The 25,647-nt window shown below is 67.5% G+C and carries 18 protein-coding genes and 1 pseudogene; 11 read left to right on the plus strand and 8 right to left on the minus strand.

The genetic code is table 11. The features are described 5' to 3' along the window. Positions 1-62: 62 nt before the first annotated feature. The 6 genes and pseudogenes from E5671_RS01750 to E5671_RS45885 all read right to left on the minus strand — a co-directional run bounded on the left by E5671_RS01750 (position 63) and on the right by E5671_RS45885 (position 9,672). A complete protein-coding gene (locus E5671_RS01750; RefSeq protein ID WP_160502057.1) occupies positions 63-1,523 on the minus strand; it encodes an alpha/beta fold hydrolase in 1,461 nt (486 codons plus the stop codon). Positions 1,524-1,900: 377 nt separating this feature from the next. Continuing rightward, positions 1,901-4,405, minus strand: a complete 2,505-nt coding sequence (locus tag E5671_RS01755; RefSeq protein WP_160502058.1) for an alpha-L-rhamnosidase-related protein — start codon at positions 4,403-4,405, stop codon at positions 1,901-1,903. A 148-nt stretch (positions 4,406-4,553) separates the two neighbouring features. Next, positions 4,554-5,116, minus strand: a pseudogene (locus tag E5671_RS45880) (hypothetical protein); the annotation flags it as partial. A gap of 1,545 nt (positions 5,117-6,661) precedes the next feature. After that, positions 6,662-7,009, minus strand: coding sequence for a hypothetical protein (locus E5671_RS01765; RefSeq protein WP_160502060.1), 348 nt, complete (start codon positions 7,007-7,009; stop codon positions 6,662-6,664). 9 nt (positions 7,010-7,018) lie between these two features. Then, the gene (locus E5671_RS01770) at positions 7,019-9,175 is read right to left on the minus strand and encodes a DNRLRE domain-containing protein (RefSeq protein WP_336605625.1); all 2,157 of its coding nucleotides are present in this window, start codon (positions 9,173-9,175) and stop codon (positions 7,019-7,021) included. Further along, positions 9,139-9,672: a hypothetical protein gene (locus tag E5671_RS45885; protein WP_237329994.1), complete on the minus strand. Its 534-nt coding sequence runs from the start codon at positions 9,670-9,672 to the stop codon at positions 9,139-9,141. Before E5671_RS45885 ends, E5671_RS01770 begins: the two co-directional genes overlap by 37 nt. A gap of 1,302 nt (positions 9,673-10,974) precedes the next feature. Between E5671_RS45885 and E5671_RS01775 the strand changes: the two genes are divergently transcribed. The 4 genes from E5671_RS01775 (at position 10,975) to E5671_RS01790 (ending at position 14,860) form a co-directional block, all read left to right on the plus strand. Continuing rightward, positions 10,975-12,438: a DNA primase family protein gene (locus E5671_RS01775; RefSeq protein ID WP_160502061.1), complete on the plus strand. Its 1,464-nt coding sequence runs from the start codon at positions 10,975-10,977 to the stop codon at positions 12,436-12,438. Positions 12,439-12,565: 127 nt separating this feature from the next. After that, the gene (locus E5671_RS01780; protein ID WP_160502062.1) at positions 12,566-12,967 is read left to right on the plus strand and encodes a DUF6009 family protein; all 402 of its coding nucleotides are present in this window, start codon (positions 12,566-12,568) and stop codon (positions 12,965-12,967) included. 157 nt (positions 12,968-13,124) lie between these two features. Next, positions 13,125-14,444 (plus strand): MFS transporter, encoded by a 1,320-nt coding sequence (locus tag E5671_RS01785; RefSeq protein ID WP_160502063.1) that lies wholly within the window; start codon positions 13,125-13,127, stop codon positions 14,442-14,444. Further along, on the plus strand, positions 14,441-14,860 hold the full coding sequence (locus tag E5671_RS01790; RefSeq protein ID WP_160502064.1) for a GAF domain-containing protein: 420 nt from the start codon (positions 14,441-14,443) through the stop codon (positions 14,858-14,860). The genes E5671_RS01785 and E5671_RS01790 overlap by 4 nt, the downstream gene beginning before the upstream one ends. 96 nt (positions 14,861-14,956) lie before the next feature. On the opposite strand, the gene E5671_RS01795 is transcribed toward E5671_RS01790, so the two are convergent. Next, positions 14,957-15,829: a ScbA/BarX family gamma-butyrolactone biosynthesis protein gene (locus tag E5671_RS01795; protein ID WP_336605626.1), complete on the minus strand. Its 873-nt coding sequence runs from the start codon at positions 15,827-15,829 to the stop codon at positions 14,957-14,959. Between the two features lie 500 nt (positions 15,830-16,329). Between E5671_RS01795 and E5671_RS01800 the strand changes: the two genes are divergently transcribed. Continuing rightward, on the plus strand, positions 16,330-16,806 hold the full coding sequence (locus E5671_RS01800) for a carboxymuconolactone decarboxylase family protein (protein ID WP_160502066.1): 477 nt from the start codon (positions 16,330-16,332) through the stop codon (positions 16,804-16,806). A 100-nt stretch (positions 16,807-16,906) separates the two neighbouring features. Here E5671_RS01800 and sigJ read toward each other — a convergent pair whose 3' ends face one another. Beyond that, positions 16,907-17,836 (minus strand): RNA polymerase sigma factor SigJ, encoded by a 930-nt coding sequence (gene sigJ, locus E5671_RS01805; RefSeq protein WP_160502067.1) that lies wholly within the window; start codon positions 17,834-17,836, stop codon positions 16,907-16,909. A gap of 223 nt (positions 17,837-18,059) precedes the next feature. On the opposite strand from sigJ, the gene E5671_RS01810 reads away from it, so the two are divergent. The 6 genes from E5671_RS01810 (at position 18,060) to E5671_RS01835 (ending at position 25,525) form a co-directional block, all read left to right on the plus strand. Further along, positions 18,060-18,269 (plus strand): acyl-CoA carboxylase epsilon subunit, encoded by a 210-nt coding sequence (locus E5671_RS01810; protein WP_160502068.1) that lies wholly within the window; start codon positions 18,060-18,062, stop codon positions 18,267-18,269. 139 nt (positions 18,270-18,408) lie between these two features. Continuing rightward, a complete protein-coding gene (locus E5671_RS01815) occupies positions 18,409-20,001 on the plus strand; it encodes an acyl-CoA carboxylase subunit beta (RefSeq protein WP_160502069.1) in 1,593 nt (530 codons plus the stop codon). Between the two features lie 298 nt (positions 20,002-20,299). After that, positions 20,300-21,139 carry a BTAD domain-containing putative transcriptional regulator gene (locus E5671_RS01820; RefSeq protein WP_160502070.1) on the plus strand — a complete coding sequence of 280 codons (840 nt, stop codon included), beginning with the start codon at positions 20,300-20,302 and terminating at the stop codon, positions 21,137-21,139. Between the two features lie 123 nt (positions 21,140-21,262). Beyond that, a complete protein-coding gene (locus E5671_RS01825; RefSeq protein WP_160502071.1) occupies positions 21,263-22,084 on the plus strand; it encodes a BTAD domain-containing putative transcriptional regulator in 822 nt (273 codons plus the stop codon). Between the two features lie 146 nt (positions 22,085-22,230). Continuing rightward, positions 22,231-23,187 (plus strand): SRPBCC family protein, encoded by a 957-nt coding sequence (locus tag E5671_RS01830; protein ID WP_160502072.1) that lies wholly within the window; start codon positions 22,231-22,233, stop codon positions 23,185-23,187. Positions 23,188-23,422: 235 nt separating this feature from the next. After that, positions 23,423-25,525, plus strand: coding sequence for a condensation domain-containing protein (locus E5671_RS01835; RefSeq protein ID WP_160502073.1), 2,103 nt, complete (start codon positions 23,423-23,425; stop codon positions 25,523-25,525). The last annotated feature ends 122 nt before the right edge of the window (positions 25,526-25,647 follow it).

The following is a 25,647-nucleotide window of genomic DNA, read 5'->3' on the forward strand; positions in this document are numbered from 1 at the left end:
CCCGACACCGGAACGCCGACAGGCCCCAGCCCTCATGGGTGCACGAACCACGATGAAACTCCTCATGACGGATCGTCAATCGGCATGCCTTCATAGGTGCGTTCGAACGAGGCGCCGCCCAGGAGGAACGCAACGGCATCCTTGGCCGGCTCTACCAAGTCCCGGAGCGAGGAATGGACGTCGTCGTTGATGACACTCAGCGAACCACCCGTGATGCGATGCATATCCTTGGCCCACGGCAGGGGCGTGTTTGTCTCATAGGCGTGGCCGAACATTTGCAGCGGACTCTTGCCTGCACTCAGTTTCGGGGGCTGCGCGGGGAAAGGCCAGCCCGAGCAAATCGCCATGCTTCCGCCTCTGTAGCCGGCCACAGGAAACGTTTGCTTCTGTGCTTCCTTATCCGAGACTTCGAAGTCCCGGGAGCCTTCGGACTCGTTGCAGCCGACTGCCCGGAGTACGAATTCAAGGTCGCCGTCCACCATTTCCTTGCCGAACCCGTTCCCTGACGTGCGTTCGGCCGTATCCTGCGTGGGTGTCTCCGGCGCCTTCCCCGCTGCGATGTCGCGCAGTGCCTGCGCGGCCGGTGCCCACTGGGCTCGAGGCGACTCCAGATAGTCGTTCAGCTCCTCCGCCGTGATCTCCCCCCGCGGTTTGGCCTCGAGTTCTTTCCGAAGGGCCAGCAGCTTGCGGGACACGTCCGAGGCGGTGCTTCCCAGATGAAGAGTGGGATCACGGTCAGCCATCCAGGTGGTGAAGTCCTGGTACAGCTTCTCCTGCGCAGCCAGCTGCGCCTCGCCGCCCTTGTCGTCGGTCGACTGCCCCGGCGCGATGACGGAGTCAAGGACCATGCGGTCGACATGCTCGTCGAACAGGCCGCGATACACAGCGCCCAGCGACGCGCCCCACGAGTTGCCGAGGTAGCTGATCTTCTCTTCGCCCAGGGCGGCACGGATCCGGTCCATGTCTTTGGCCGCGTAGGTCGTGGTCATGGCCCGAGAGAACTCGGGGTCCTTCAGAGCGCATGTCTTCAGCGCTGCAGCGTATGCGTCATTACGGTGTTTTGCCTCGGATTCGCCCGCCTGGCCCGGCGGCGGATGGGGGAAATTATCCGGGTCAAACTCGGGGCATCCCGGCTTGTCGCTGTGGCCTGTACCCCGGATGTCGAAGCCGACGAGGTCGAAGTGCTTCCCCAACTCGCCCATCTCGCTGGAGGTCAGTTGCTCGGGCTCGGAGAGTCCCTCGACACCCGGTCCGCCGGGATTGATCAGCAGGGTTCCTTTTCGTTGCGCGGGGTCGGTGGCCTTGATCCGGCTGACCGCGAGCTGGACCTTCCGGCCCTGCGGCTTGGCGTAGTCGAGCGGCACCGTCAGCATCGCGCACTCGGTGGCCTTATCCGCCTTGTCCCACTCCGCTGCTACCTCAGCGCAGCGCTCCCAGGTAAGTCCAGCCGCTTCGGGTATCGCATCGACGTCGGTGGCGTGGGCTACGGGGGGCACCGCGATCCCGAGGTACGCGATGACCATCGACGCTGCGGCTGCCCTGCGCCTCCCACGCGGTGAAGTGCCTGTTCGTGCTGTCCGGACTGCCGGTTCCATGGTGAAATCCGTCCTTTCTCTGTGGGAAGTGGATCTGAAACCAACGTGATCCGGACATGCGTCAGGTGTGCATCAATCCGGTTTCCGGAGACCCACACTTTCCCTCCAACGCGACCGCACCGATCCCCGTTCGCTGGATCGGGAGCACCGTAGGCCCGGTTGAGGCGTCCTGCGGTTCTCGGGCCGGTGTTCCCGGGCGAAGAAGGCCGCCGCCCAGGAACTCGGTCTCAACCGATGTTCCCGGCTCTCGCGTTCCAGCTCTCGCAGGCGAGCGCGTTCCTGATGTCCGAGAACTTCGAGGCGGCTCAGAGCGGGCAGCCCCGCTCCTTCAGCAGGGCTTTGATGGCGTAGACGTTGCTGTAGTTGGCCGGCCCGCTGCGGGTGTCCTTGTAGAGCGCGTTGTGCTGGAAGTAGCTCATGTTGACCGCGAGTGGGTCTTGCACGAGTTCAATGCGGTAGGTCCTGCCTTCGGTAAGCATGGCCTTGGCGGAAGTAGAGCCGCGCACGGCCGACCAGCTGCCGGTGTTGGGCATGGCGATGACGTGTTCGGTGACGAGTTCGCTGGTGGCATCGTCGTACACACGCAGCATCTTCATGCCGCTGGAGACACCGGTGTTGATCGGACCGCCGACGGCGGCATCGGCCTGCAGGAGATACTCACCGCTGGTCTTCGGAGTGAGGCGGGCGGCGACCTTGTCGCCCGGCGCGGTGCCCCAGCCCGCGTAGTACACGCCGTTCCCGTCGCTGGTCCGCTTGCCGCCGGTCACGTCGAAGTCCTCGCCTGTGATCTCATGGACGCGCTCGGCGTCCGGTCCCCAGTAGCACTCGGGCTTGGCATGCTGGGAGGTGTTGCCGCTGGAGGTGTAGGTGAGGCGGACGCTGTAGCAGTGGGAGACATCTGCCGGCCGCGCGGTCTTGTCGGTCCACGTCTGTGCGCCGGCGGTGACCGGGACGTTCTCGGCAATCACCTTGCCGTCGCGCAGGACGTCCATGGTGGCCTTGGAGGGGTTTTCGTCGCCGATGTCGAGAGCCAGCTGTGTCCGGCCGTTCTCGGCGGTGACGTTCGTGACATCTGGGGTGGTGGGCCCGTAGAGGGCTTCCTTGGAGGAGAGGTCCACCGGCTTCCGCGCCTTCTGCCCCGGGCCGGTCCCGGGCTTGGCGAGTTTGACGATCACGGTGGACTCACTGTCGCCGAGCATCCCCTCGGTGATCGGCGAACCGGCCGGAAGCTGCTCGCCGTCGAGGGTCAGCGACTGTACCTGGTAGGCGCCCCGGGTCGTCTTGCCCACCGGGATGTCGAGCTGGATGTTCAGCTTGTGGCCCCGGTAGTCGAGGCCGTTCAGAGCCGCCCGCTCGCCGAGGGGGAAATAGGTGTCGCGCAGCTGCGCGGGCAGGAACGGCTTGATGTGCAGGCCGTCTTCGCGGGCGTCGATTCCGAAGGTGCTCTGCTGGACCATCGACATCATGCCGGCGACACTCCACAGCTGACGGTCGGAGTTGAGCTCCGTCTTGGTGCTGCCGTCCAGGATGTTGATGTTCTCCTTGTTGGTGGCGAACAGCACCGCGCCCCGGATCAGGGAGTGAGCCTGCTGTGTCGCCACGCCGTCGTTGCCGGTCTGGGCGGCGGCTCGCATCATGTAGGCGGTGACGAACGGCCAGACGCTGTTGTTGTGATACGACGGCGCGCCCTGCTGCTGCGGCCACAACACCGGCGGTCCGTACGCGGTCTGCGGGTAGTTGGCAATGGCCTGCTTGGCCTGCTCCGGTGTGGCGACGCCGGTGAGTACGGCCAATGAAGTGCCCAGGGCGTCGTAGCGGTCGGCCGAGGCGGTGTCCTTCTCGGTGGTGAGCATCTGGGAGAACTGGCCCTTCTGGGGCAGCCAGAATTTCTTGCGGATGGCCCGCATCAAGTCGTCCGCCCAGCGGCGGTACTTGGCAGCTGTGGTCTTGTCACCGGCGTCAGCCGCGAGATGGGACGCTGCGTCGATCGCTGCCCAGTGGGCGACGTTCGTCGACAGGGCGCGGGAGGTGGCGATGGCGCCCACGTCGTCCTTGGTCCAGTCTGCGTAACTCTGCTCGCGCCAGTCCAGGAAGGAGTGCTCTCCCAGGTAGAGGCCGTCTCCCTGGTCGAAGACGGCCTTGCGGTCGTGCTCGACGGTGTTGCGTATCGCCTCGTACGACTTGGTCGCAAACGCCTGCCGTTCGCCGTCGGGAAGCCAGTTGACGATCTCGCTCGCGCCGAGCGCCCACACGACCCGGTCGGTGGAGTTGGGGTAGCTGCCGCCGGTGCCCGTGTCCTGAATGATCTGGGTGTCACCGGACCCGTCGCGCCGCTCGCTCAGCTTGAACGCGAGGGTATTGCGCATCCGTTCGGCATCGACCGCGGTCAGGCCGAGGTCCGCTGAGTACGCCACATCCCGCGTCCACACGTACCTCCATGACTTACCGGTCTGATAGCAGCCGCCCGGGCAGTCGATCGGCTTGCCATCGTTGTACGAGTCGTCGGTCAGCTGGTCCGTCTTGTTTAACTGGGCGTCGTCTTGGGCCATCGCGTACAGGCCGTCCAGCAGCACCGACCCGGACCGCAGGGTCGGCTTACCGGGCGCCTCCTTGAAGACCCGCTTCCCGGACACCGAGCTGACCAGCTTGTACGTGCGCAGGCAGCCCTCGTTGACGTCCGTCACGGTGACCGTGGCCGAATCGGTGCCGTGGTTGAAGCGGCCTGGCTTCTCAGGGACGGCGCAGCGCACGTCGGTGGCGGCTGTGGGGCGTCCGGATGCTGGTGCCGGGGCGGCCAGCGCGGACGGCATGGTGGCCGCCAGTGCTGCGGCGACAGACGCTGTCAGAACGCTCCTGGGCATCGATCTGCCACGAAGAAGTGAGGCACGCCGGGTGCGGCTCCTCGGGCTGCTGCTCACATCATGCTCCTTGTAGTGAGGCGGGGTGTAGTCAGATGGGGTGGGCGGCAGACAACGCCACCGCTCCCTGGCAGGCGGCGACACCGAGCGACACAGCCATACCGAGGAGCCCATGAGCGCGGGCGGCTTGCGGTTGATCCGGTTGGCAAACGCCATCGGGATGACGGTGTCGCCGATGTTGATGATCGAGGTGGTGAAGGAGCAGAAGAACGAGCTGCCCGGGTCGATGCTGACGGACTGCCACAGCGACGCCGAGGGGGGAGAAGATCATGCATCCACTGCCAGGCTTGCAAGCCCGCCGGCGCACCGCGCTGATTGCCGTCGGCCACGTTGTCATTGCCCCAGTTGACCAGCGGCGGGACGGCGATGCCGATGACGACCGCCACCTGCTGGAAGGACGCGAGCTGGCCACAGCACAGCGGCTGTCTGCATCAGGCGAATCCTGTCGGCCGGGCGGTCGCGGTCGCGGCACCAGCACGACAGCCGATGAGGGCAGCTGCGATGCTCTGGGTGAGCGCCGACGAACCGACCTCGCAGCGGCCCCGGATGACCTCGACGGCACCGTTGATCACAGAGCTGTCGTGGAAAGAGGAAGCTGTCCATCGCTGCGGTAGCCGTAATGGACAGGCCCCGGCCGAGGTGCCCGGGCGCGGCCTTGCGGTTCTCGGCCGCCGGGGGGGTGCACGGGGTGGTGCTCAAGGTTTCTCCTTGGCGCTGCCGGGCGGTATTCGGAGGCGTGCAGGGGCGCCAGCTCTCAAGCCCCTTGCAGGAGGCTCGACATGGAGTGGGTTGCCCCAGAGAGTTCTCGCATACAAGCTGTAAACGTATGGTGTCTCTCGTGGCGGCGGGCGCCGAGTCCGGTCTGTGGCGTTGAAGAACCAGCTTCCGGCCGGGTGAAGTGGGCCACGCGGGGCGGTGAACTGCTAACGAGCAAGCCGCATGGATCCCCAACCGCATTGCTCGTCCTCGATCGCCCCGTCGACAGTGCCTGAAACTTAGATTCTCCTCCGTGTCACGTCAACGGAGAGTGAAGGAATGACTTCGGAGAGAGCTCTCGGTCGTTAGTAACTCGAAGCAGTTGCGATGCGCGACAGCTTGACTCGGGGGACCTCCGGCGGACCCGTCCCGCTTATGCTGGCGCCCCGAGGCTGGCCACGGAGATCATTGTGGGCGACGGGTAAATGGCCGTTTCCGCGTCGGCGCCATCTCCCGCGTTGGCCCTTCCCCCTCGCGGCACAGGGGCGCGGTGGCGCGGCAGCGAGGGGCCAGCAGCGAGGGCAGCTGCAGGTCGGCGACCGGAGCCAGATACCGCTCGCGGGTCGTCTCCAGGCATACATGACCCAATGGCCCCTGCGCCATCGGCCACGGATCCCAGTACAGCAGCCGGTAGTCCCGCCGCTCCTGCGGGCTCAGACCGAACCGCTGATCCATCAGGTGGTGCAGGATCACCAGCCTGTCGAGGGCGAAGCTGCGTGGCTCTCGATATGGCCCCGGTGTCTAGCTCAGACACCAGCAGCAAAGTAGGTCGTGGGTAGCGGGACGAGTCCCGTTTCCCGTTCTGGGGCGCCGTAGTTGGCCTGATTGAGTGATCGAGGCCAAAGGGGCGGGCGTGCGCAAGAGTGGTCGCCAGAGGAGCTGTTGGCGAGCTGGACTCTGGTGGACGGCGAGAAGCCGCTGGCGGAATGGCTGGCCGTAGAGGTCTGTTCGGTCGAGCTGGTGGAGGGCCGGCAGCGCGAGGCCCTGGTCGAGTGCCGGGTCCGGAAGATCGATCCACCGGCCGGACCCCGGTCGAGAAGGTCCTCGTTGCGGGGCGGGGCAAGTGGGAGAAGACGTTCTGCGCCCGCACGAGCGGCCGTCTGGGCGAGGCGGGCACGGCTCGGCTGCTGTCGGTGGCTGAGGACAACGAGGCGGGTACCGCCCTGTGGGCCGCGCTCAAGCGCGACCCTGGCGCGGTGGGCCTGGACTCCTGCTCACGGAGATCACAAAGCTCAACGACGTGCGCGGGCTCGGTCTGCCCGAGGGGCTGTTCGCGGACTGCTACTGGGGCTTCACACCTTCACGGTAGGTCTCTCCTGTTGTACGACGGGCAAGCAGGGCAGGCTGTGGCTTGCCCTGCTTGCCCGTTGTTGCCGCGGTCGTGAGTCTCGATTAACTCCAGGGCCAGGCGGCGTCCTGGTTGAGAGTTCCTACCGCCAGGCCTCCCATACAGGCGATCAACCAGGCAGACGAGGACAATCGTGTGAAGAGACGGCTCGTAGCGGCTCCAGCCTGCGCGGGAAGCACACAGCCGAAGAGCACGAACATCAGGAGGTCACTTTCACCCGCGTCCTGGTTCTGGGTGAACCAGTAGCCGGACGTTGTCGCCATGGCGGCAAGGATGAGATTGCGTGCGTCGATGGCGTCCAGGGGTGAGAGAACCGCTCCGTTGGCCCTGCGAACGGCGTAGAGGATCAATACGGCCACTTCGGCTGCGATGGCCGCAAGAGCAATCAGCATGCGTGCCTCCTAGAACTTGCAGGCTGCCTTGAGCACCGGAATGCCCATCAGGGCTTGTACGGCCTTCCGGTGGGCGGAGGTGAGCTTGCGGCGCTTGGCGTACGTCATGATGAGGTTGGCGGTCTTCTTGACGCCAAGCTTCTTGACCAGCTTGACGGCGGTGATGACCCGCTTGGTGGACCCCTGGGGCGTGAACTGCCAAATGAAGGTGGCGATTGCGCCCGCGCACTTAAGGATCTTCTTGGTGGTGGACCACCAGGACGGGTCGATCACGATGGGGAAGGCCGTGTTCGCGTCGAACTCAACGTGCTGGACGAGTTTGTTGCCGACCACCTTGTAACTGGTGGGGAGGTCCTTGCCGTTGGCGTCCTTGGCCCAAGGAGCCTCGAAGAACCCGGCCGGTTCCTTCTGCGGCGCCTGTTCCGCGTTCTCATCGCCCTCGGAGCACAGGGAGACCGAACCGTCGTCGTGCTGCACGGCCTTCATCCCAGCGGGAAAGGTGAAGCCGGTTTCGTAGTCCTTGGGAGCGGAGCTGTTCTTGAGGATGTTCAGCGTGCGCGAGCCGCCATCAGCGGTCGGCTGGGCAACCGTGTCGACGGCGCCGGTGGAGATGTAGACGACGTTGCCGCCGACCTGGGTGCCCTTCGTGCTGTCCTGGGGGACAGACAGTTTGTTAGGCATCTGCCCATTCTTGATGGCGATGCCGTTGTTCTTGCCGTCCCAGGGGATGGAGACAGTGTTCTCCTCGGTCGGCGCGATGGCGGCGTACGTGGAGTCCGAGGAGGTGGCGGCGGTGACGTCCGCGGCGTCGGAGTACAGGTTCGCCAGGCCCAGCGCGTTCTCGGCAGCTGTGGGCTTCCACGAGGTGTCCACCGTGAACCGGACCGGGTCGGACCAGCCATTGGCGTAGTGCGTGCCGTCATAGGTGGTGGTGCGGAAGCTGTAGGTCTTGCCTGAGACGAGTTTCCCGGCCGGCACCATGACTTGGGATGTCGAGTTGGCCGGCACCGCGGCTGCGTTGATCGTGGCGACAACCTTGTTGGTAGAGGTGTCGGTGATCTCGTAGGTGTCTACGATCTGGTCCTCACCATTGGCGTCCACTGTGGAGGACCGCAGCGTCGGGGTGGTCGAGTTCACCTTGAAGATGCCACCCTGGGACAGGAAAGGTGTACCGGCCTGAAGGTTAGTGCCTTTGTAGGGCCGGTAGTTGTACGTCACCTCGAGGGTGGGGATCTGGTCCTGGTTAGCGGCTTCGGAGGAGTAGAACCGCTTCCAGGCGTACGTGTCGGACTCGCTCGCCGCCTTGAGCGCGATGGAACCGGTCTCGGCCTTTGCGGACGACCAGGTCTGCGCGAGCTTGGTGATGTCCGCGTTCACCCAGCCGGCTTTCGAGCAGGTGGCGGACTTCGTCTCGCTGGATGTCGCGATCTTTTCCTTCATGGCCGGCTGCTTGGTCCAGCGCGTGCTCTTGTCGGCCGGGTCCGCGGCCCAGACCTCCCAGTCGCGCTTCTCGCAGGACCAGGAGTGGTAGTTCCACATCTTCAACGTCGCCTTGGAGACCAGCGAGTCGGCGAAGTCCGAGGTACGGAAGGTCAGGAACGAGCGGGCGATCCGCTTGACGGAACCCGAGGAATCACCGGGCCAGCCGAGTTTGAGATCGGTGTTCGCCGACTGGTCCGTCGCATCACCGCCCTGCACAAAGGTGTCGAACAGAACATCCAAGGCCTCTGCGGCCGGGTCGATCGTCACCGGATACTGGGTCTTGGGATCGGCCAGCCTCGCGGCGTCCGGGGTAAGGGTCAATTCCACCGTGTTGCCGCGCTGCGTGACCTTCATCGCGACGGGCTTTCTGTTGGTGTGCTCCAGGGACTTTTCATCCACTGCCGCGTCCCACATCACTGGCGCGGGCCTGAGCATCTGCTGCTCGCCCTCGGCATCGGAGAAGGTCACTGATCCGTCGGCGTTCTGCTTTGCCGTCACCCCACCCGGCACCGTCATCGGGAGGACAATCGGCGCCCCGTCCTTGGGTGCCTCGCTCAGGCGCAGGAACTGCTCGAACCCCGTCCGGGTAGCCTCGACGATCAGATCACCGCCGGGGACAGCGTTCTTGTAGGTGGCGACGTTGCCCTTCAAACTCGGCGTCGGCAAAGCCGCCTTCCACTGCACCGCCAACTGATCCTCACCCGTGCCGATGGTGATGAGGTCCCGCGCTTTCGACGACGGGGCCGGGCCGCGCCCTCGATCGACTTCGGCAACGTGCCGCCCCTACCCGCCAGTCTCAGTTGCTTGGGGTGCGCCTCGGTCGTGACCGTTCCGTCCTTGCCAGTCTTGAAGTCGACGTTGACGTCGACCCACTTGCCGTCCCGCACCATCCGGACCGGACCGGATGCCAACTCCCGGGTCAGGGTGCCGTCAGGATTGGCGTACACGGTGTCGGTCTCGGTACGCATCTGCAGCACCTCAACCTTGCGGTCCTGTGCGGCTGCCGCGGCCTGAGCGGCTTCAACGCTCTCGGCCTCCTTGATCGGACTGCCCTTGTACTCCAACTCTCGCGCAAGGTCATCCAATATCTGCTCGAACTCGGCCTCGTCCTTCTTGTCTGGGGCCGCGGGGTTTGCAATGACGCTAGAGGTCGAGATGAGGACTGCCCCCGCGGTCATCATGGCTATGGCCGTCGTCCGGGCACGCCAACTGCGATTCACGTAGTAACTCCAGGTACAAGGCATAACAGTTCAGCTGCCTCCGAGGTCCCGGGAGGCAGCCGCGCATCACCGTGATCAACTTACGCGCCCTATACAAACTGATGTACGACATTCGAAATAGGGACTTTGGTCACCACCTGACCACTAGACGACCCGCAACGGGCATAGCGCCACGCAACATATTGGATCTCCTCAATCCGGTCTCAGCGCACCGAAGTTCCGCGATGAGCGGTTGCGCGGTGCTGAGCCATGGCAGCCCTCGCCACACCTGCAGCTGAGGCGCCGGTCTGCTCGGCGAGGGGCACCGACGTGCAATTGACGCGCCATCAGCACACCGCAAAGGTAAGTACGTTGGGGGAAATGATCCGTGGCCGAGCGCCTCACTTTCACCCGTACCTGACGCGACGAGCTGTCGCGGGTCCTGAACGGCACCGCCGATAGCGCGGATCACCTGCCGCTCAGACTCTCCGGCCTCACCGCGGACGCCGACCGAAACCTCCAGTTGCGGAGGTCGTCCCAAGACAGGCGCCACCATCGGGGCGTGAACAGGACCGCGATCCAGGCGCGAGCCCGGGGAACGAGCGAGTCGGGAAGGCTCTGCCCGGTGAGGGCGCGGCGGTCCGTGCTCGGGCTCATTGCCGGTACTCACGCATCAGGCGCTCCACGTCCTTGGCGAAGAGCTGGCCGTAGCGGTCGGCTGACATCGTGTGGATGCGGACGGTCAGGATCTCGGCGTCCTGCTCGTCGAGGGCCAGGACGCCGAGCGGGGTGCCGTCCGGGCGGGCGCTGGACGCGTTCCGAAGGCGGGCCCCCGGTCTCCCGCGATGCGGGTACGGGGCACAACACCCCCCATCTGGCAGCCCGTTGGGGGACTATGGTTCTGGGTCGCTTCAGTCGCTGTCCAGGCCGGACTGAGATCCGCTCAAGAAGCGGTGGAGACGAAAGCGACTGAGAGACAGCGACTGGAGCTGCTTCATTACCTGCGCGCAGCTCGAAAGAACCGCAGTTCAGAGGGTATTTGCTCGGAGAACAGCGACTGAAGCGACTCAACTTCTGGGTATGACAAGGCATTTGTGCGTGCCGGCGCGTGCGCGTACTCGTCAGTGATGCGGCACAAGCTTTGGCCTTAGGCGCCCCCCGGCGGCCAGGACTTCGCTAATCTATGTCGGTCGTTGAGTCGCTTCGGTCGCTGATGGGGGGCTAGGTGTGTGCTGATCTGCGGTTTCCGTGCAGCGACTCACAGCAGAGCCCCGGGGGCCGCTGATGACGCCGAGGCCGGACCGGAGCAACGTACTGGTCGACTTCGACGCGGATGTGGCCACGGCGTTACCGGAAAGCGTCGCCACGCCTGACGGACTGCTCCCGGACAGCCTCACCGATCGTGGCAACGCCAAGCTCTTCGTGAAGCTCTACGCCGCCGACTACCGGCATGTGCCCGGCCTTGGCTGGTACCGCTGGGACAGCACGCGCTGGCAGATCGACGAGGACGACACCGTGATCTGGGCGGCAGGCGACCTCGCCGAGGCCATCGCCGTGAACGACCCGCGCGGCACGCACACCACCACGGCGCTGCAGCAGCACCGCAGGCGGGCGCTGAGCACCTCCGGCATGAACGCGATGCTCAGCCAGGCCAAGTCCGCGCCGGGCATGGTGCTCAACGCGGCACTCCTGGACGCCGACCCCTACGTCCTGTGCACCCCCACGGGCATCGTGGATCTGCGCACCGGGCTCGCGCGCACCCCGGACTCCAACAAGGACTTCCACTCGCGCTCGACCGCGGTCGGCCCCCGCCCGATGCCGACCCCGCGCTGGAACCGGTTCCTCGCCGACACCTTCGGGGACGACGACGAGGGCACCGAGATGATCGGCTTCCTGCAGCTGCTGCTCGGCTATTCGGTCACCGGTGATGTCGGTGGCCAGGTCATGCCGTTCTTGTTCGGCGTCGGCAAGAACGGCAAGTCCGTCCTCCTGGACGTCCTGATGAAGCTGCTGGGTGATTACGCGGATGCCGCTCCGCCCGGTTTCCTGATGGCCCGTCCCTTCGAGGGGCACCCCACCGATCTGGCCGAGCTGCACGGCCGCCGGGTCATCGTGTGCTCCGAGGTCAAGCCGGGGGACAAGTTCGACGAGGCGCGGGTGAAGCTTCTCACCGGCGGCGACCGGATCAAGGCCCGCCGGATGCGGCAGGACTTCTTCAGCTTCGCCCCGACCCACAAGCTGTGGCTGCTCGGAAATCACCGGCCCGAAGTGGGCACCGGGGGCTTCGCGTTCTGGCGCCGCATGCGGCTCATCCCGTTCGAGCGGACAGTCTCCGACGACCGGAAGATCGACAATCTCGCCGACATCCTCGTCACCGAGGAAGGCCCCGGCATCCTCAACTGGCTGATCGAAGGCGCACGCCGCTACCTCGCCGGCGACAAGGACCTCACCGGGCCCGAGCGCGTGCGCATCGCCACCAGTGCGTACGCGGAGACCGAGGACCACATCGGCCGTTTCCTCGGCGAGAGCTGTGTGCTTCACCCGGATCAACGGGCAGAACAGGCACAGCTGTACGCGGCGTACAAGGCGTGGTGCCACCACGAGGGCGTGCCGGCGATGACGTCCCGCTCCTTCGCGGCTCGTGTGCGCGAGACGGTCGGGCTCGCGTCGCCCAAGCAGATGATCCTGTCGAACCAGCGCAAGCACTACCCGGGCATCGGACTGCTTGCCGAGGAGGAGGATGCCTGATGACGGTATCGAGCCAGGACAGCCGGCCGCCCGTGGCACCGATTGCCATACTTTTGCATCCTGATGGGTATCCGGCCCATGAACTCCACCAGGCGGCGTCGGACAGGGCACGAGAAGGTAGGACAGAATGAGCGCGCTCATCGACCAGGATGAGATCCGTGAGGAGACGGATATCGTCTGGCTCGAAGACTCCACCGCGCTGGACTACGTCCGTCAGAACCTCGACCGGCTGCCGACCCGCAAGGGCAAGCCGGCCTACCACCGCGACGGCCGCATGGTCGGGTACGCGGTGCTCGGCCCCGGCGCCAAGGCGTCCCGCTCGTCGGGTACTTTCCGCCGCCGGGTCTTCTGGCTCCTTCCGCACGACCGTGACACCGATCCGAGCGGTCTGTACGCGACCGGGGCCCCTGCCGAGGCCGTCGACCCCCGCACCCTCGCCCCCGGCACCAAGGGGTACAAGACGGAGCGGTCGGAGGGCGGGCCGCCGTCCTCGGCGATGCGGGAGCTCGGGATCACGCTGCCGCTGTAGGACGTGGGGCCGGCGACGCCACGCCACAGGGGGCCGGTGAACTCGGTTGCGGGACAGCCGAGAAGTCGCGGGGCAGCCGAGAAGGAGACTCCGCCGCCGCTCGACCGGGGTGCGATGCACTGCGTCCACCGCCCCCGACCGAAGGCCCAGAGCCGCGATGACCTCCGCCCCCGGGGCCAGCCCCCGCGCCAAGCACACGCCGCCCGCTCGCCGGACGTTCGCCGCGCTGTCCGTGCGCAACTTCCGCCTCTTCGCCGGTGGTCAGCTGGTGTCCGTCGCCGGCACGTGGATGATGGTCGTCGCCCAGGACTGGCTGGTGCTCTCCCTGACCGGCGACTCCGGCACCGCCCTCGGTATCGTCACCGCCCTCCAGTTCGCCCCGATGCTGCTGCTCACTCTGCACGCCGGCGGGCTCGCGGACCGGTACGACAAGCGACGCCTGCTGATCGTCTGCAACCTCATCTCGGCTGCCCTGGCCCTCCTGCTTGCCCTGCTCGTGCTCACCGGGCAGGTGGGCCTGTGGCACGTGTTCCTGTTCGCTCTCGGTCTCGGCACCGTCAACGCCGTCGAGGTACCCACACGGATGTCCTTCGTCAGCGAACTCGTCGGCACCGATCTGCTGCCGAACGCGTCCGCCCTGAGCGCCGCCTACTTCAGCACCGCACGCGTCGTCGGCCCGGCGCTCGCCGGACTACTGATCGGCTGGTGGGGCACCGGGCCGGTGATGCTGCTCAACGTGGCGAGCTACCTGGGTACGGTCGTCGGTCTTCGGATGATGCGGCCACGCGAGCTGCACCGAGCGGCGAAGCGGCCCGAACGGGCGCCTGTCATGGACGGTCTGCGTCATCTCGCCTCCCGGCCCGACCTGGTGCTGCCGATGCTGCTCGTCGCTGTCACCGGCATGCTGGCGTTCAACTTCCAGCTCACGCTGCCGCTGCTCGCCAAGACCGTGTTCCATACGGACGCCGCATCGTTCGGGCTGCTGACGACGGCGCTCGCGGCGGGTTCCCTGGCCGCCGCGTTCCTCAACACGCGGCGGCGTGGGCGGCCCTCGTTCAGCCTGGTCGTCGTGGCGGCTGTGGGCTTCGGGCTTGTGGAGGCCCTGGCCGGGCTCGCCCCCAACTACCCTGCTGCCGCAGTCTTGTTGTTCCTCACCGGCTTCGGCTCCATCTCGTTCTCGCAGGCCGCCAACCACCGGATCCAGCTGGGCACCGAACCCGCCTACCGAGGCCGTGTCCTGGCCCTCTACACGCTGGCCTTCCAGGGCACCACGCCCCTGGGCGCCCTCCTCATCGGGTGGCTCAGCGAGCGCGCGGGCGCCCGCGCCGGGCTCCTGGTGGGCGGCGCGGGCACCGTCGCCTTCGCCCTCGCGGTGCTCGCCGCGGAGGCGGTGCGCCGCCGCCGGGCTTCGGACGCCGGGCTGCTCGACCCGCGCTCGACCGGCTGTCGGCGCTTGGGTGCCACACTCCGATCATGAACGAAGCAGCAGACAGGACCGGCGCCTGGCTCCGGCGCTGGATCACTGCACATGGCGGGGTGGCCGGCACCGTTCATGCGCGGCGGGGCGACGACATGGTTCTCGCCGCCGCGGTGAACATCCCCCCGCCCGTCGTCGCGGTGGTGGGCGTCGTACCGAAGGGCAAAGGCATGGCGGGCCTGGCCTTCGAACGCGACGCGGCGGTTTCCACCTGCAACCTGAAGACCGACACGACCGGTGATGTACGGCCGGGAGCCAGAGCCGTGGACGCGAGCGCCGCGGTGGCGATTCCCGTCCACGACGAGGCCGGTGAGATCCGAGGCGTCGTCGGGATCGCCTACCAGGGGGAGCGTGCCATGGACGACAGCGAGCTCGCCCTGCTGACGCGTGAAGCCGAAGCGCTGCCGTCGGCATAGCGGACCGGGCACGCGAAAGCCTCCCCCGAGCGGCACTCGGGGGAGGCTGTGGCCGGCGTGCGCCCGCGCGCCGGGTCATCCGTTCAACTGCTGGGGCTATACGGCTACTTGGTGCTGTACGAAGCCGGAGAGCTCGGTGCTGAAGGCCTGGTGGCCGTCTTGGTGGCCCGTCACCACGACGCTGAACATGCCCGGTTGCTGTACGGGCAGGGGGACGGCCTCGATCCAGCAAGGGGTGCCGAACTCGACGTACCGCTGGAAGCGGTTGACCGTCTGAGTGGGGACCATCGTGGTACCCGGTCCCAGCAGGGCGCACGCGCCCTGACGTGCGGCCTCGAGCAGGACCATGCCGGGGATGTGATCGCCGCCGTGGTCGAACATCACGGGGTGGGTGGGGTCGGGGTTCAGCCGCCAGATGGTGGGCTGGTCGGTCGGGGCGAGGACCAGGTCGTTGGGGAGCGTCCGGCCGAAGTCGGCCGGCACCTGGCCGGTGGGGCGGTAGTCGATCGCCGCTTCGGCGGCGGTGCCGCGCAGACGGCGGTAGGCGGCGGGGGAGACGCAGGTGAAATGCCCTTCGCCCACCGCCACTACGTGGTCGCCGCGGCGGATGGTGACGTTCACGCCGGACAGCAGGTCGCGCCGCTCCGAGGTCCAGATCGTCTCGATCTTGAGGTCACTGGGTGTGTGCCCTATCCCCATGTGCTCGGGGTAGGTGGTGGCGGATATGTCCCGCATCACGAAGTGATTTCCGAGGGGGACACCGAACTCGGTGTGGGCGAGATACAGGCCGATCTGACGGACCGTCTCGACGGCTTGCAGGTGGTCGTGGCTCCGACCGTCAGGGCTGTTGAAGAAGGTATGGGCGCGCGGCCACTGTCCGGTGAGCGAGAAGATGTGTCCGCCCGAATTCTCACAGCTGGTGAGGAATACCTCTGCTAGCGAAGCGCGGTGCACGTATTCCTTGGGCACGGTGGTGGTGAGCCTGGGAAGTTCACTCGGTTCGTTCCGGTTGGATCTACGACGGGTTCCACTGAGGCCCCGGTGATCTTTCGTCTGAGGCGCTACCGCACTGCTCATGAACCTTTTCCCCCCGGGAAGCGATTAGAAGCGTTGCAAAGATACATACTCACCGGTTTCATTTTCAAGAGGTTCTGTCGCCGCCTTAGTTCAGGCACGAATTCCGTGACACCGGGTAGCCAGATTCGCTGTGCGACTTCATTGAGTGACGCCAGGGCACCCTGATGTGGTTTTCTTCCGAACGGAAGTTGGCTGTTGCGAGACCGGGCGTGCGGTTATTGGGCGCTCGGAGTCGATGTTGTGCCCGCGCGGCCACGGGGGCTGTCCCGGTCTGTCGGACGACCCTCCTCAGGTGCCTGCGCGGGGACGTCAGATCGGGCCGACCTCACACTTTGGGGGGCTGTGTCGTCGGAAGGGTGTAGCGGTATCCACCACGCATTAGGGAGTTCGTTATGAGTGTTCGTCTGAATCTTTTCGGCAGTGAGATCGCCGGCAAGGCCATGAAGGGGATCAACACGGCGAGCATGGCCGTCATCAACAGTGGGCTGCTGCCGAAGGCGACGATCGACCTGGTGCTGCTGCGGGCGAGTCAGATCAATGGCTGTGGCTTTTGCACGGACATCCACAGCAAGGACCTGGCGCACGCCGGTGAGGATGCCGCACGGGTCAACCTGGTCGCGGTGTGGCGTGAGGCAACGGTGTTCACCGAGGCCGAGCGGGCCGCGCTGGAGGTGGCCGAGCAGGGCACCCGGATCGCCGATGCTGCCGGTGGTGTCCCCGACGATGTGTGGACCAATGCCGCCAAGCACTACGACGAGGAGCAGCTGGCCGCGCTGACCTGCCTCATCTCCCTGATCAACGCCAGCAACCGGCTCGGCGTCATCACCGGCCAGCCCGGCGGCAACTACCAGCCCGGCCAGTTCGGCTGACCCACACCGCACCCCACCCGCTGGTGACGTCGGCGGACACCAGCACCCCCGATGCCCTGGGCACCACACACCGGAGCCCAGGGCATCGCTCTGTCGCTCGTCAGCCTGTCCACGGCCGGAGCTTGTCGGGGTTGAGCACCGCCCAGATGTGCTTGATCCGATCTCCTGCCATGTCGAACGCCAACACGGACACGGTGACGCCCCCGCGTTGAAGCACCAACCCGGGCTGGCCGTTGACGTGGGACTCCACGATCGTCAGGTCGGGGGCGTTCTCGGCGGCGTTGACGAAGAAGCGGGCGACCTGCTCGCCGCCCTCGATGGGCTGGAGATGGGCGCCGACGACGCCGCCGCCGTCGGTGATCGTCGTGGCGTCGGGGTCGAGGAGGCCGATGAGGGCCTCGATGTCCTGGGCCTCCCACGCCTGCCTGAAGTCCCTGACCATGCCCGCGCGTTGAGGGGTCGCGGTCGCTGGGGCACGCTGCGCGTGCACGCGGTGGCGGGCTGAGGAGGCCAGCTTGCGGCACGCCGCCGGCGTACGGCCGACGATCTCCGCCACTTCCACGAACGAGTAGTGGAAGACGTCGTGAAGGACGAACACGACGCGCTCGGCAGGGGTCATCGAGTCGAGCACGACGAGGAAGGCCATGCTGACCGACTCGTCGAGGGTGACCCGGTCGGCCGGGTCGGCGGCGCTGCCCGACCGGCCGCTGATCCACTCCATGCGGTCGGGCAGGGGCTCCGGTACCCATTCGCCCACGTACCGTTCCCGCTTGGCTCGCGCGGAGCCGAGCAGGTCGAGGCAGATACGGCCGGCGACCTTGGTCAGCCAGGCGCCGGGGGACGCGATTTCCTCCTGCTGCTGTCGTGACATGGCGTACCAGCGCACGTACGTCTCCTGCACGACGTCCTCGGCATCGGCCACGGATCCGAGCAGTCGGTAGGCGAGGTTGATCAGTTGACGCCGTTCACTCAGGACCGCACTCAGCCCCGCGTCGATCTGATTCTCTTCCTGCTCTGACTGTGTGCTCACTGTCGCCCTTTCCCTTTCTTGCCATCACGCCCTGACCTGCGCACAGTTCCGAAAACCTCCTGATTCTCACCGCTGGGACCGGTGTGCAACATCGGAGTTCCGACGTTGCACACCGCGTTCTGGTCGATTTCTGCGTCTACCGCCCTGGAGCTCCAGGAAAAGCCGAGTCCGAGTTGAGTGCTGAGGCCGACGGTGATCCGGAGAGTAAAGGGAGGGAGATCTCGTGGACGGTGCCGAAAGCAAGGACGCTCTGCTCAGAATCGAGCGTGGTCAGGCAACTGAAGAAGAACTGGCCGCGGTCGCCGTGACCCTCCTTTCCCTGGCCGCCGGGCAAAGGGAGACCGAGGAAGAGGAGAGCGGGGGACGATCCGTCGCCCTCTGGCGCCGACGGGAACGGACCAGCGCCTACCAGGCCCCGCACAGCTGGAGATGACCCGTCCTGCGGCTGGCGAACGGGTTGACCGGCCTCCTCTCACGCCTCACGCCCACGAAGAAAACCGTACAGGCGGTTGGTTGTCGGCGCATACGGTCCCTCCGGCCCGGCCCGCGCCGCCCACAGGAAGGTGACTGTCATGACGATGGTGGTGGAGCCCTCTGCGCTCGAAGCGGGGGAGGCCGGCGCGCGGGGCCGCGTGGCCGAGTTGGAGGCACTCCGTGCGCGCGCCGAGGCGGGGCCCAGTGAGAAGGCGACCGAGGCCCAGCACGCCAAGGGCAAGCTGACCGCTCGTGAGCGGATCGAGCTGCTTTTGGACGCGGGTTCGTTTCAGGAGGTCGAGCAGTTGCGTCGGCACCGGGCGACCGGTTTCGGCCTGGAGGCGAAGAAGCCGTACACGGATGGTGTGATCACCGGCTGGGGCACGGTCGAGGGGCGCACGGTCTTCGTGTACGCCCATGACTTCCGCATCTTCGGCGGCGCGCTGGGCGAGGCGCACGCGACGAAGATCCACAAGATCATGGACATGGCCATCGCGGCCGGTGCCCCGCTGGTGTCCCTGAACGACGGTGCCGGTGCCCGTATCCAGGAGGGCGTCTCGGCGCTCGCCGGATACGGCGGGATCTTCCAGCGCAACACCAAGGCTTCGGGCGTCATCCCGCAGATCAGCGTGATGCTCGGCCCGTGCGCCGGGGGAGCGGCCTACAGCCCGGCCCTGACGGACTTCGTATTCATGGTCCGCGAGACCTCGCAGATGTTCATCACCGGCCCGGACGTGGTCAAGGCGGTCACGGGCGAGGAGATCTCCCAGAACGGGCTCGGCGGCGCCGACGTCCATGCGGAGACGAGCGGTGTCTGCCACTTCGCGTACGAGGACGAGGAGACCTGCCTCGCCGAGGTCCGCTATCTGCTGTCGATGCTTCCGCAGAACAACCGCGAGAATCCGCCCGTCGCGCGGTCGGGAGACCCGGCGGACCGTCGCTCGGACGTCCTGCTCGACCTGGTGCCGGCGGACGGCAACCGCCCGTACGACATGGCCAAGGTGATCGAGGAGCTCGTCGACGACGGCGACTACCTGGAGGTCCACGAGCGCTGGGCCCGCAACATCGTCTGCGCCCTGGCCCGTCTCGACGGGCGGGTCGTCGGCATCGTGGCGAACCAGCCGCAGTCGCTGGCCGGGGTCCTGGACATCGAGGCCTCCGAGAAGGCGGCCCGCTTCGTCCAGATGTGCGACGCCTTCAACATCCCGATCATCACGCTCCTCGACGTGCCCGGCTTCCTGCCGGGCGTGGACCAGGAGCACGGCGGGATCATCCGGCACGGCGCGAAGCTCCTGTACGCGTACTGCAACGCCACGGTGCCCCGCATCTCCCTCATCCTGCGCAAGGCGTACGGCGGCGCGTACATCGTCATGGACAGCCAGTCCATCGGCGCGGACCTGACCTATGCGTGGCCGACGAACGAGATCGCGGTGATGGGCGCCGAGGGCGCCGCCAACGTCATCTTCCGCCGGCAGATCGCGGCGGCCGAGGACCCCGAGGCCATGCGGCAGAAGATGGTCAAGGAGTACAAGGCCGAGCTGATGCACCCCTACTACGCCGCCGAGCGAGGCCTGGTCGACGACGTCATCGACCCCGCCGAGACCCGCCGGGTCCTCGCCTCCACTCTGGAGATGCTGCGCAACAAGCACGCGGATCTGCCGTCCCGCAAGCACGGCAACCCCCCGCAGTAGACCCACCGGGCACCCGACACTCCCCGGAAACAATCCAACTTCGCTGTTTTTCGGGCCAGATGGAGGCTTGGGGGCGGCTGGAAAGGGGTGCCCTCCTCTCCCCGCAGGCACCCTGGGCAGGGGTTCATCCCCTGGGGCCGCGCTCATGGGTGCACGGGTGCCGCCGAGTGGCTGGTTCGTGAATAGAAACCAGCTATCCGGTTTTGTATTGACAGGACGCCCTGGAGCCCATTGAATCTGTGTGCGGTAGGGGGGCCGCCCCGCCAGCGGCACCGTCCAGGTACAGGGGAGAGACGCTGTGGACATCGAAGTGCTCGGCTCGTTGTCGGTGCGGGAGAACGGAACGTCCATCACGCCAACGGCCCCCAAGCCACGGCAGGTTCTGGCCTTGCTCGCCTTGCACGCCGACCGGATGGTGCCCGTCTCCTCCCTGATGGAGGAGCTCTGGGGCGACACGCCGCCGCGCAGCGGCCGTACGACACTGCAGACTTACGTCCTTCAGCTGCGTGAACTCATCGCCGCGGCTCTGGAGAAGGGCGATGGCGGGGAAGGTGAGCGCCCCGCCGCCAAGGACGTACTGGTGACGATGCCCGGTGGCTATCTGCTGTCCAGCGGCGACGGGCACAGCGACGTGCGCACGTTCGAGCGTCTTGCGGGCATGGGATACCGGGCCATGGACGCGGGCGACTTCGCCGGTGCCGCACGGCAGTTGCGGGAAGCGCTGATGCTGTGGTTCGGCACCGCCTTCGCGGACGTGCAGGCCGGGCCGCAGCTGGAGATGGAGATCCAGCGCCTCGACGAGAGCCGGCTGTGTGCCCTTGAACAGCGCATCGAGGCCGACCTGCGGCTGGGGCGGCATCGTGAGGTGCTGGCCGAACTGACCATTCTGGTGAACCGCTATCGCACGCACGAGAGCCTGCACGCCCAGTTCATGCTCGCGCTGTACCGCTCCGGGCGACGCAGCGAGGCCCTGGACGTCTATCAGCGGCTGCGCGCCACGCTCGTACGTGACATCGGTCTGGAGCCGTCCGCAGGGCTGCGTCGGCTGCAGCAGTCCATTCTCGCGGCCAACGAGGGGCCCGCGGCAGCGGAGTCCGATGCCGATGCCGCCAAGGACCGGCTCGTTCCCGTGCGTTGAGCGATCACACCTTTCCTTCTCTGATAGTCCCTTCTCTGATACGTCGGCGCGCTCGCCCGCAGTCCCGGGCCCCGATGCGTAGTTTCTGCGTCGTCCGCATATCGAGCCCCGGTGAGGAGACTCGTGAAGATTCACGTTCTGGGTGCGTTGAGGGCTGAGGTCAACGGGGAATCGATCGTTCCGACAGCGGGTAAGCCGCGGCAGATTCTTTCCCTGCTCTCCCTCTATCCCGGACGGGCGATGCCCGTCTCCACGCTCATGGAGGAAATCTGGGGGGTCGAGCCGCCGCAGAGCGCGCTCACCACCTTGCAGACCTACATTCTTCACCTGCGCCGGCACCTCGGTACCGCGATGGGGCCCGATTCCCCCCACACCGCCAAGGAGGTGCTCGCCACTCGGCACGGCGGCTATCTGATGCAGATACCGGCCGAGAGCGTGGATGTGCACCAGTACGAGCGCATGGTCGCGGAGGGGCGGACAGCCTGCGACGCCGGGGACGACGTCACCGCGGCCGATCGCTTCCGGCAGGCGCTCGCGCTCTGGCGCGGGCCCGCGCTGGTCGACGTACGGGTCGGTCCGATCCTCGAGATCGAGGTCATGCGCCTGGAGGAGAGCCGCCTCGGCACCGTCGAGTGGCGGATCGACGCTGATCTGCGGCTCGGACGGCACTCCGAACTCATCGCGGAATTAACAGAACTGACGGCACGTCACCCCCACCACGAAGGGCTGCATTCGCAGGCCATGGTCGCGCTGTACCGGTCGGGGCGCCAAGCGTCGGCTCTCGAGGTCTACCGCAAGCTGCGCATCCGGCTGATCGAGGGGCTCGGCGTCGAGCCCTCGCCGCAGGTACAGCGGCTGCATCAGGCCATACTCGCCGTCGACCCCAAGCTGGACGTCGCCGCGGGACCGCGGCGCGGCTCGACCTTCGACCTCTACGCCGCCTGAGGCCCCAGCCGGACTTGAGCCGTACGCGTCCAGGGGTCGAGTGACGCCGGACAGGCTCTGCTGACTGCCGCCGTCTGCCAGGCACGACCGCGTGCCCCGCACCCAGCACAGTCGGGCGGCCTGTCCGATGAGAGAAGGTGGTCCCGGTGCCGGGTGAGCGTGTACGCCGTCTTTCACACACCGTCGATGTGGCGGCACCCGCAGGAGTCGTCTACACATTGCTCGTCGATGCCGAGCACCGCCCGTTGTACTTTCCGTCGAATGTGTACGTGGAGCGGCTCGACTTCTGCGGCCCCCGCGAACGGCTGCGGGTCTGGGCCCTCGCCGACGGGCAGGTCAAGTCCTGGACGTCGGCCCGGGTGCAGGACTCCGCGCGGCGCTCGCTCTCCTTCCACCAGGACCGGATCATGGAGCCCGCGGCGTCGATGGGCGGCACGTTCTCCGTGCAGCCCCTTGGCCCCGACCGTTGCCGGCTGATCGTGGACCACGAGTTCACCCCCCTGGACGGCCGTCGCGACAACATGGAGTGGCTGGAGTGGAACGTCGCCGAAACCAACCGCTCCGACCTGCAGCACCTGAGGTTCCTGGCGGAGCGCTGGACACGGCTCGACGAACTGCTCCTGTCGTTCGAGGAGTCGATACGCGTCAAAGGGCCCGCCGAGCTGGTGCACAGCTTCCTCTACGACGTGGAGAGCTGGCCCGGACAGCTCTCCCACGTGCGCCGGGTCAGCCTGGACGAGCCCCAAGTCGGCGTACAGAAGGTCGCCATGGAGCTAAACGCGGCCGACGGCGCCGTCCACGACATCGCGTCCGTGCGGCTGTGCTTCCCGCACGCCGGACGCATCGTGCACAAGGAGACGACGCCCAGGAAGCTGCTCGCGGCGCACTGCGGCGAGTGGTCGGTCGTCTCCGACGAGGAGGGCGTCACCGTGACGTCCCAGCACCACGTCGTGCTGCGGGAGCAGGACATCGAGCACGTGCTCGGCGCGGGAGCCACCCTCGAGGACGCCCGCCGCCGGGTGCGTCAGGAGCTGGGCGACGAAAGCCTGCAGACGCTGTACTCGGCCCGGAAACACGCCGAATCGGCCGTACGCGTGCTCTGACGCCCGGAGCCGTCCTCGACAGCTGGCCCATGCGCGCCCGGGAACGACTTGTGAGAGGGCCGCCACTCGATCGGCCGCCCGCGATCCTTCGAGCAAGGCTCCGGTGGCTGCCTCTTGCATGGGACATCCCCACCGGCCCGCTCCCGGCAGGCCGTCGTGAGACCGCCGCACCCGCAGGAGAGGGGGTGGGGTCCGCGCCTTCGTCCCGCGCGAGGGCATGGGCCCCGAAGAGACGATGACCGTCACACGCGACGTGACCGGTTCGGTGACCGCGGTGCTCGCCCTCCACGGCGCCGAGCAGGGGGACCCGACCACTCTCGAACTGCACGGCCCGCTCGACCCGTTGCTCCTCGACGCCGCCCTCGCCCGCGTCGCCGTCGACCGGCCCGAGCTGCGCGAGGTGCACCCCCGGATCGAGAGGCACGGCCCCGGTCGCCATTCCCTCGAACTCGCGGCGCCCTACCCTGTCGGCGTCCTCGCCGACATGCTCACCGCCGCCGCCTGCGCACCCGGGCCGGCCGGTGGGCTCGCCCGGCGGTGGTCGGTCACGGACCTGCCGGAGCCGCTGGCACTCACCCCTCTCCAGCGGGAGCTCCTCACCGGCGCCGCGCACCGCCCTCACCAGCAGGTCGGGCAGCTCTCCTGGCGGTGGCACGGCCCGCTGGACACCGCCCGGTTCACCGCCGCGTGGCGACGCGTCTTCGACCACGAGGCGGTGCTGCGCGCGGCGTTCGCCTGGGACCCCCAGCCCCGGGTCGCCCTGCATGCCCGTGCTCACCCCGACGTCGTACGCCACGCATACGGCACCCTCACCCGACAGGCCCTCATGGAACAGGAGCGGGCGCGCGGCTTCGACCTGAGCCGGCCCGGGCTGCTTCGATTCGCCCTCCTGGACGGGGCACCGCAGCAGGCACCCCCAGGCCAAGTCCCGCCCACAGACGTCGTACTCACCTACCACCGTGGCCTGCTCGACAGCGCGAGCGTGGGCCTGCTGGCGCGGGAGTTCTACCGCGGCTATCTCGCCGAGGCACCCTCACGCGGCGGCGAGCGCCGCCCCGACCTGCGGGACTACCGACGCTGGCTGGACGCACAAGACCCGGCACCGGCCCGGGACTTCTGGACCCGCACGGGCGGCGACCTGGCCGCAGGCCTGCCCCGCGCCCGTCCCGGCACCGTCACCGGCCGGCACGGCACGGGCCGCTCCCAGGTGCGGCTCACCCGTACCGAGACGACGCGCCTCGCGCAGTGGGCGGCACAATGGGGGGCCACCGAGAGCAGCGCGCTGCAGGCGGTCTGGGCGATGATCCTCTTCCGTTCGGACATCGCGGCCCGTGGCCCGGCCCCGGTGAGCTTCAACGTCAGCGTGTCCGGCCGTGGCATCCCGATGGAGAGCATCGCGTACGTCCCCGGGCCCTTCGACAACCCGCTGCCGATGGCCCTTGAAGTGGACCCGGCGGGTACGGTGCCCGGTCTGCTGCGGGCGGTACGCGACCGGTACCTGGGCATGGCCGAGCACGAGTGGGTCACCGCCGGGCAGGTCAGGCAGTGGCTCGGGTACGACGCTGACGCGGCGCCTGCCGAAACGCTGATCTCCTTCGAGCGCCGGCTGAGCCCTCTGAAGGGACTGAGCACGGAACTCGCCGCGCAGGGCGTCGATGTGGCGGACGTCGACCCGGCGGGCGGGGGCACCGCGTTCGCGATGAGTGTCGTCGCCCGGTTCGACAGCCGTGGCGGACTCGTCCTGACCGCGGTCCACGACCGCGGGCGGCTGCGCGACGACCACGCGAGGGGGATGCTCGCCCACAGCGCCCGGCTGCTGCGCGAACTGCCCGACGGCGTCGAGCGCTCGACCACCGTCGCCGAGGTGCTGGGGGGCCTTGCAGGCGCCGATGTACCGCGCCTGCACGAGCACCCCGCGGGCCAGGACGCCCAACGCCTGGTGTGGTTGCGCGAGCCGGCTCGCCCCGGTGCCGGGGCCGTGTGCCTGATCGCACCGCCCGGGGCACCTGACCGAAGCCATGCCGCGCTGGCCCGGTGGTTCCCGGGGCCCGAGGCGGTCACCGTGCTGCGGGTGGACCCGGCCAGGATGTCTGGGGCCGCGGCGGCTCTGCGGCCCCTGCTCGCCGCGGGCGGGCGCCTGGTCCTGGGCGGATTCTCCGGGGCCGGAGCCCTCGCCTGCCAACTCGCCCGGCACGTCGCGGCGCACGGGGGCAGAGCGCCGCTGGTGGTACTCGGCGCGGGTGGCGCGGGCGGTGACGGCGGTGATGGCGGTGATGGCGGTGACGGCAGGGTGCACGACTTGGCACGTGCGCTCGCCACCGCGGCCCGGCAGGCCTAGGGCCGAGCGGCTCACTACGCTCCAACTCCCGCCCCCTGTACGCGAGTTCACTGACTCCGAGCCGAACCCGGCCCGCCTGTGCGGTAGATGGCCACGTCAGAGGCTCAACCCTGCGCGACGCT

The sequence above is a fragment of the Streptomyces sp. BA2 genome (genome assembly GCF_009769735.1).
GTDB lineage: Bacteria > Actinomycetota > Actinomycetes > Streptomycetales > Streptomycetaceae > Streptomyces.

Coding starts and splice junctions, on each gene's coding strand:
- E5671_RS01750 (WP_160502057.1), bottom strand. CDS start 1,523: ATGGTCATCGCGTACCTCGGGATCGCGGTGCCCCCCGTAGCCCACGCC.
- E5671_RS01755 (WP_160502058.1), bottom strand. CDS start 4,405: ATGCCGTCCGCGCTGGCCGCCCCGGCACCAGCATCCGGACGCCCCACA.
- E5671_RS01765 (WP_160502060.1), bottom strand. CDS start 7,009: ATGCTGATTGCTCTTGCGGCCATCGCAGCCGAAGTGGCCGTATTGATC.
- E5671_RS45885 (WP_237329994.1), bottom strand. CDS start 9,672: ATGATGACCGCGGGGGCAGTCCTCATCTCGACCTCTAGCGTCATTGCA.
- E5671_RS01775 (WP_160502061.1), top strand. CDS start 10,975: ATGACGCCGAGGCCGGACCGGAGCAACGTACTGGTCGACTTCGACGCG.
- E5671_RS01780 (WP_160502062.1), top strand. CDS start 12,566: ATGAGCGCGCTCATCGACCAGGATGAGATCCGTGAGGAGACGGATATC.
- E5671_RS01785 (WP_160502063.1), top strand. CDS start 13,125: ATGACCTCCGCCCCCGGGGCCAGCCCCCGCGCCAAGCACACGCCGCCC.
- E5671_RS01790 (WP_160502064.1), top strand. CDS start 14,441: ATGAACGAAGCAGCAGACAGGACCGGCGCCTGGCTCCGGCGCTGGATC.
- E5671_RS01800 (WP_160502066.1), top strand. CDS start 16,330: ATGAGTGTTCGTCTGAATCTTTTCGGCAGTGAGATCGCCGGCAAGGCC.
- E5671_RS01815 (WP_160502069.1), top strand. CDS start 18,409: ATGACGATGGTGGTGGAGCCCTCTGCGCTCGAAGCGGGGGAGGCCGGC.
- E5671_RS01835 (WP_160502073.1), top strand. CDS start 23,423: ATGACCGTCACACGCGACGTGACCGGTTCGGTGACCGCGGTGCTCGCC.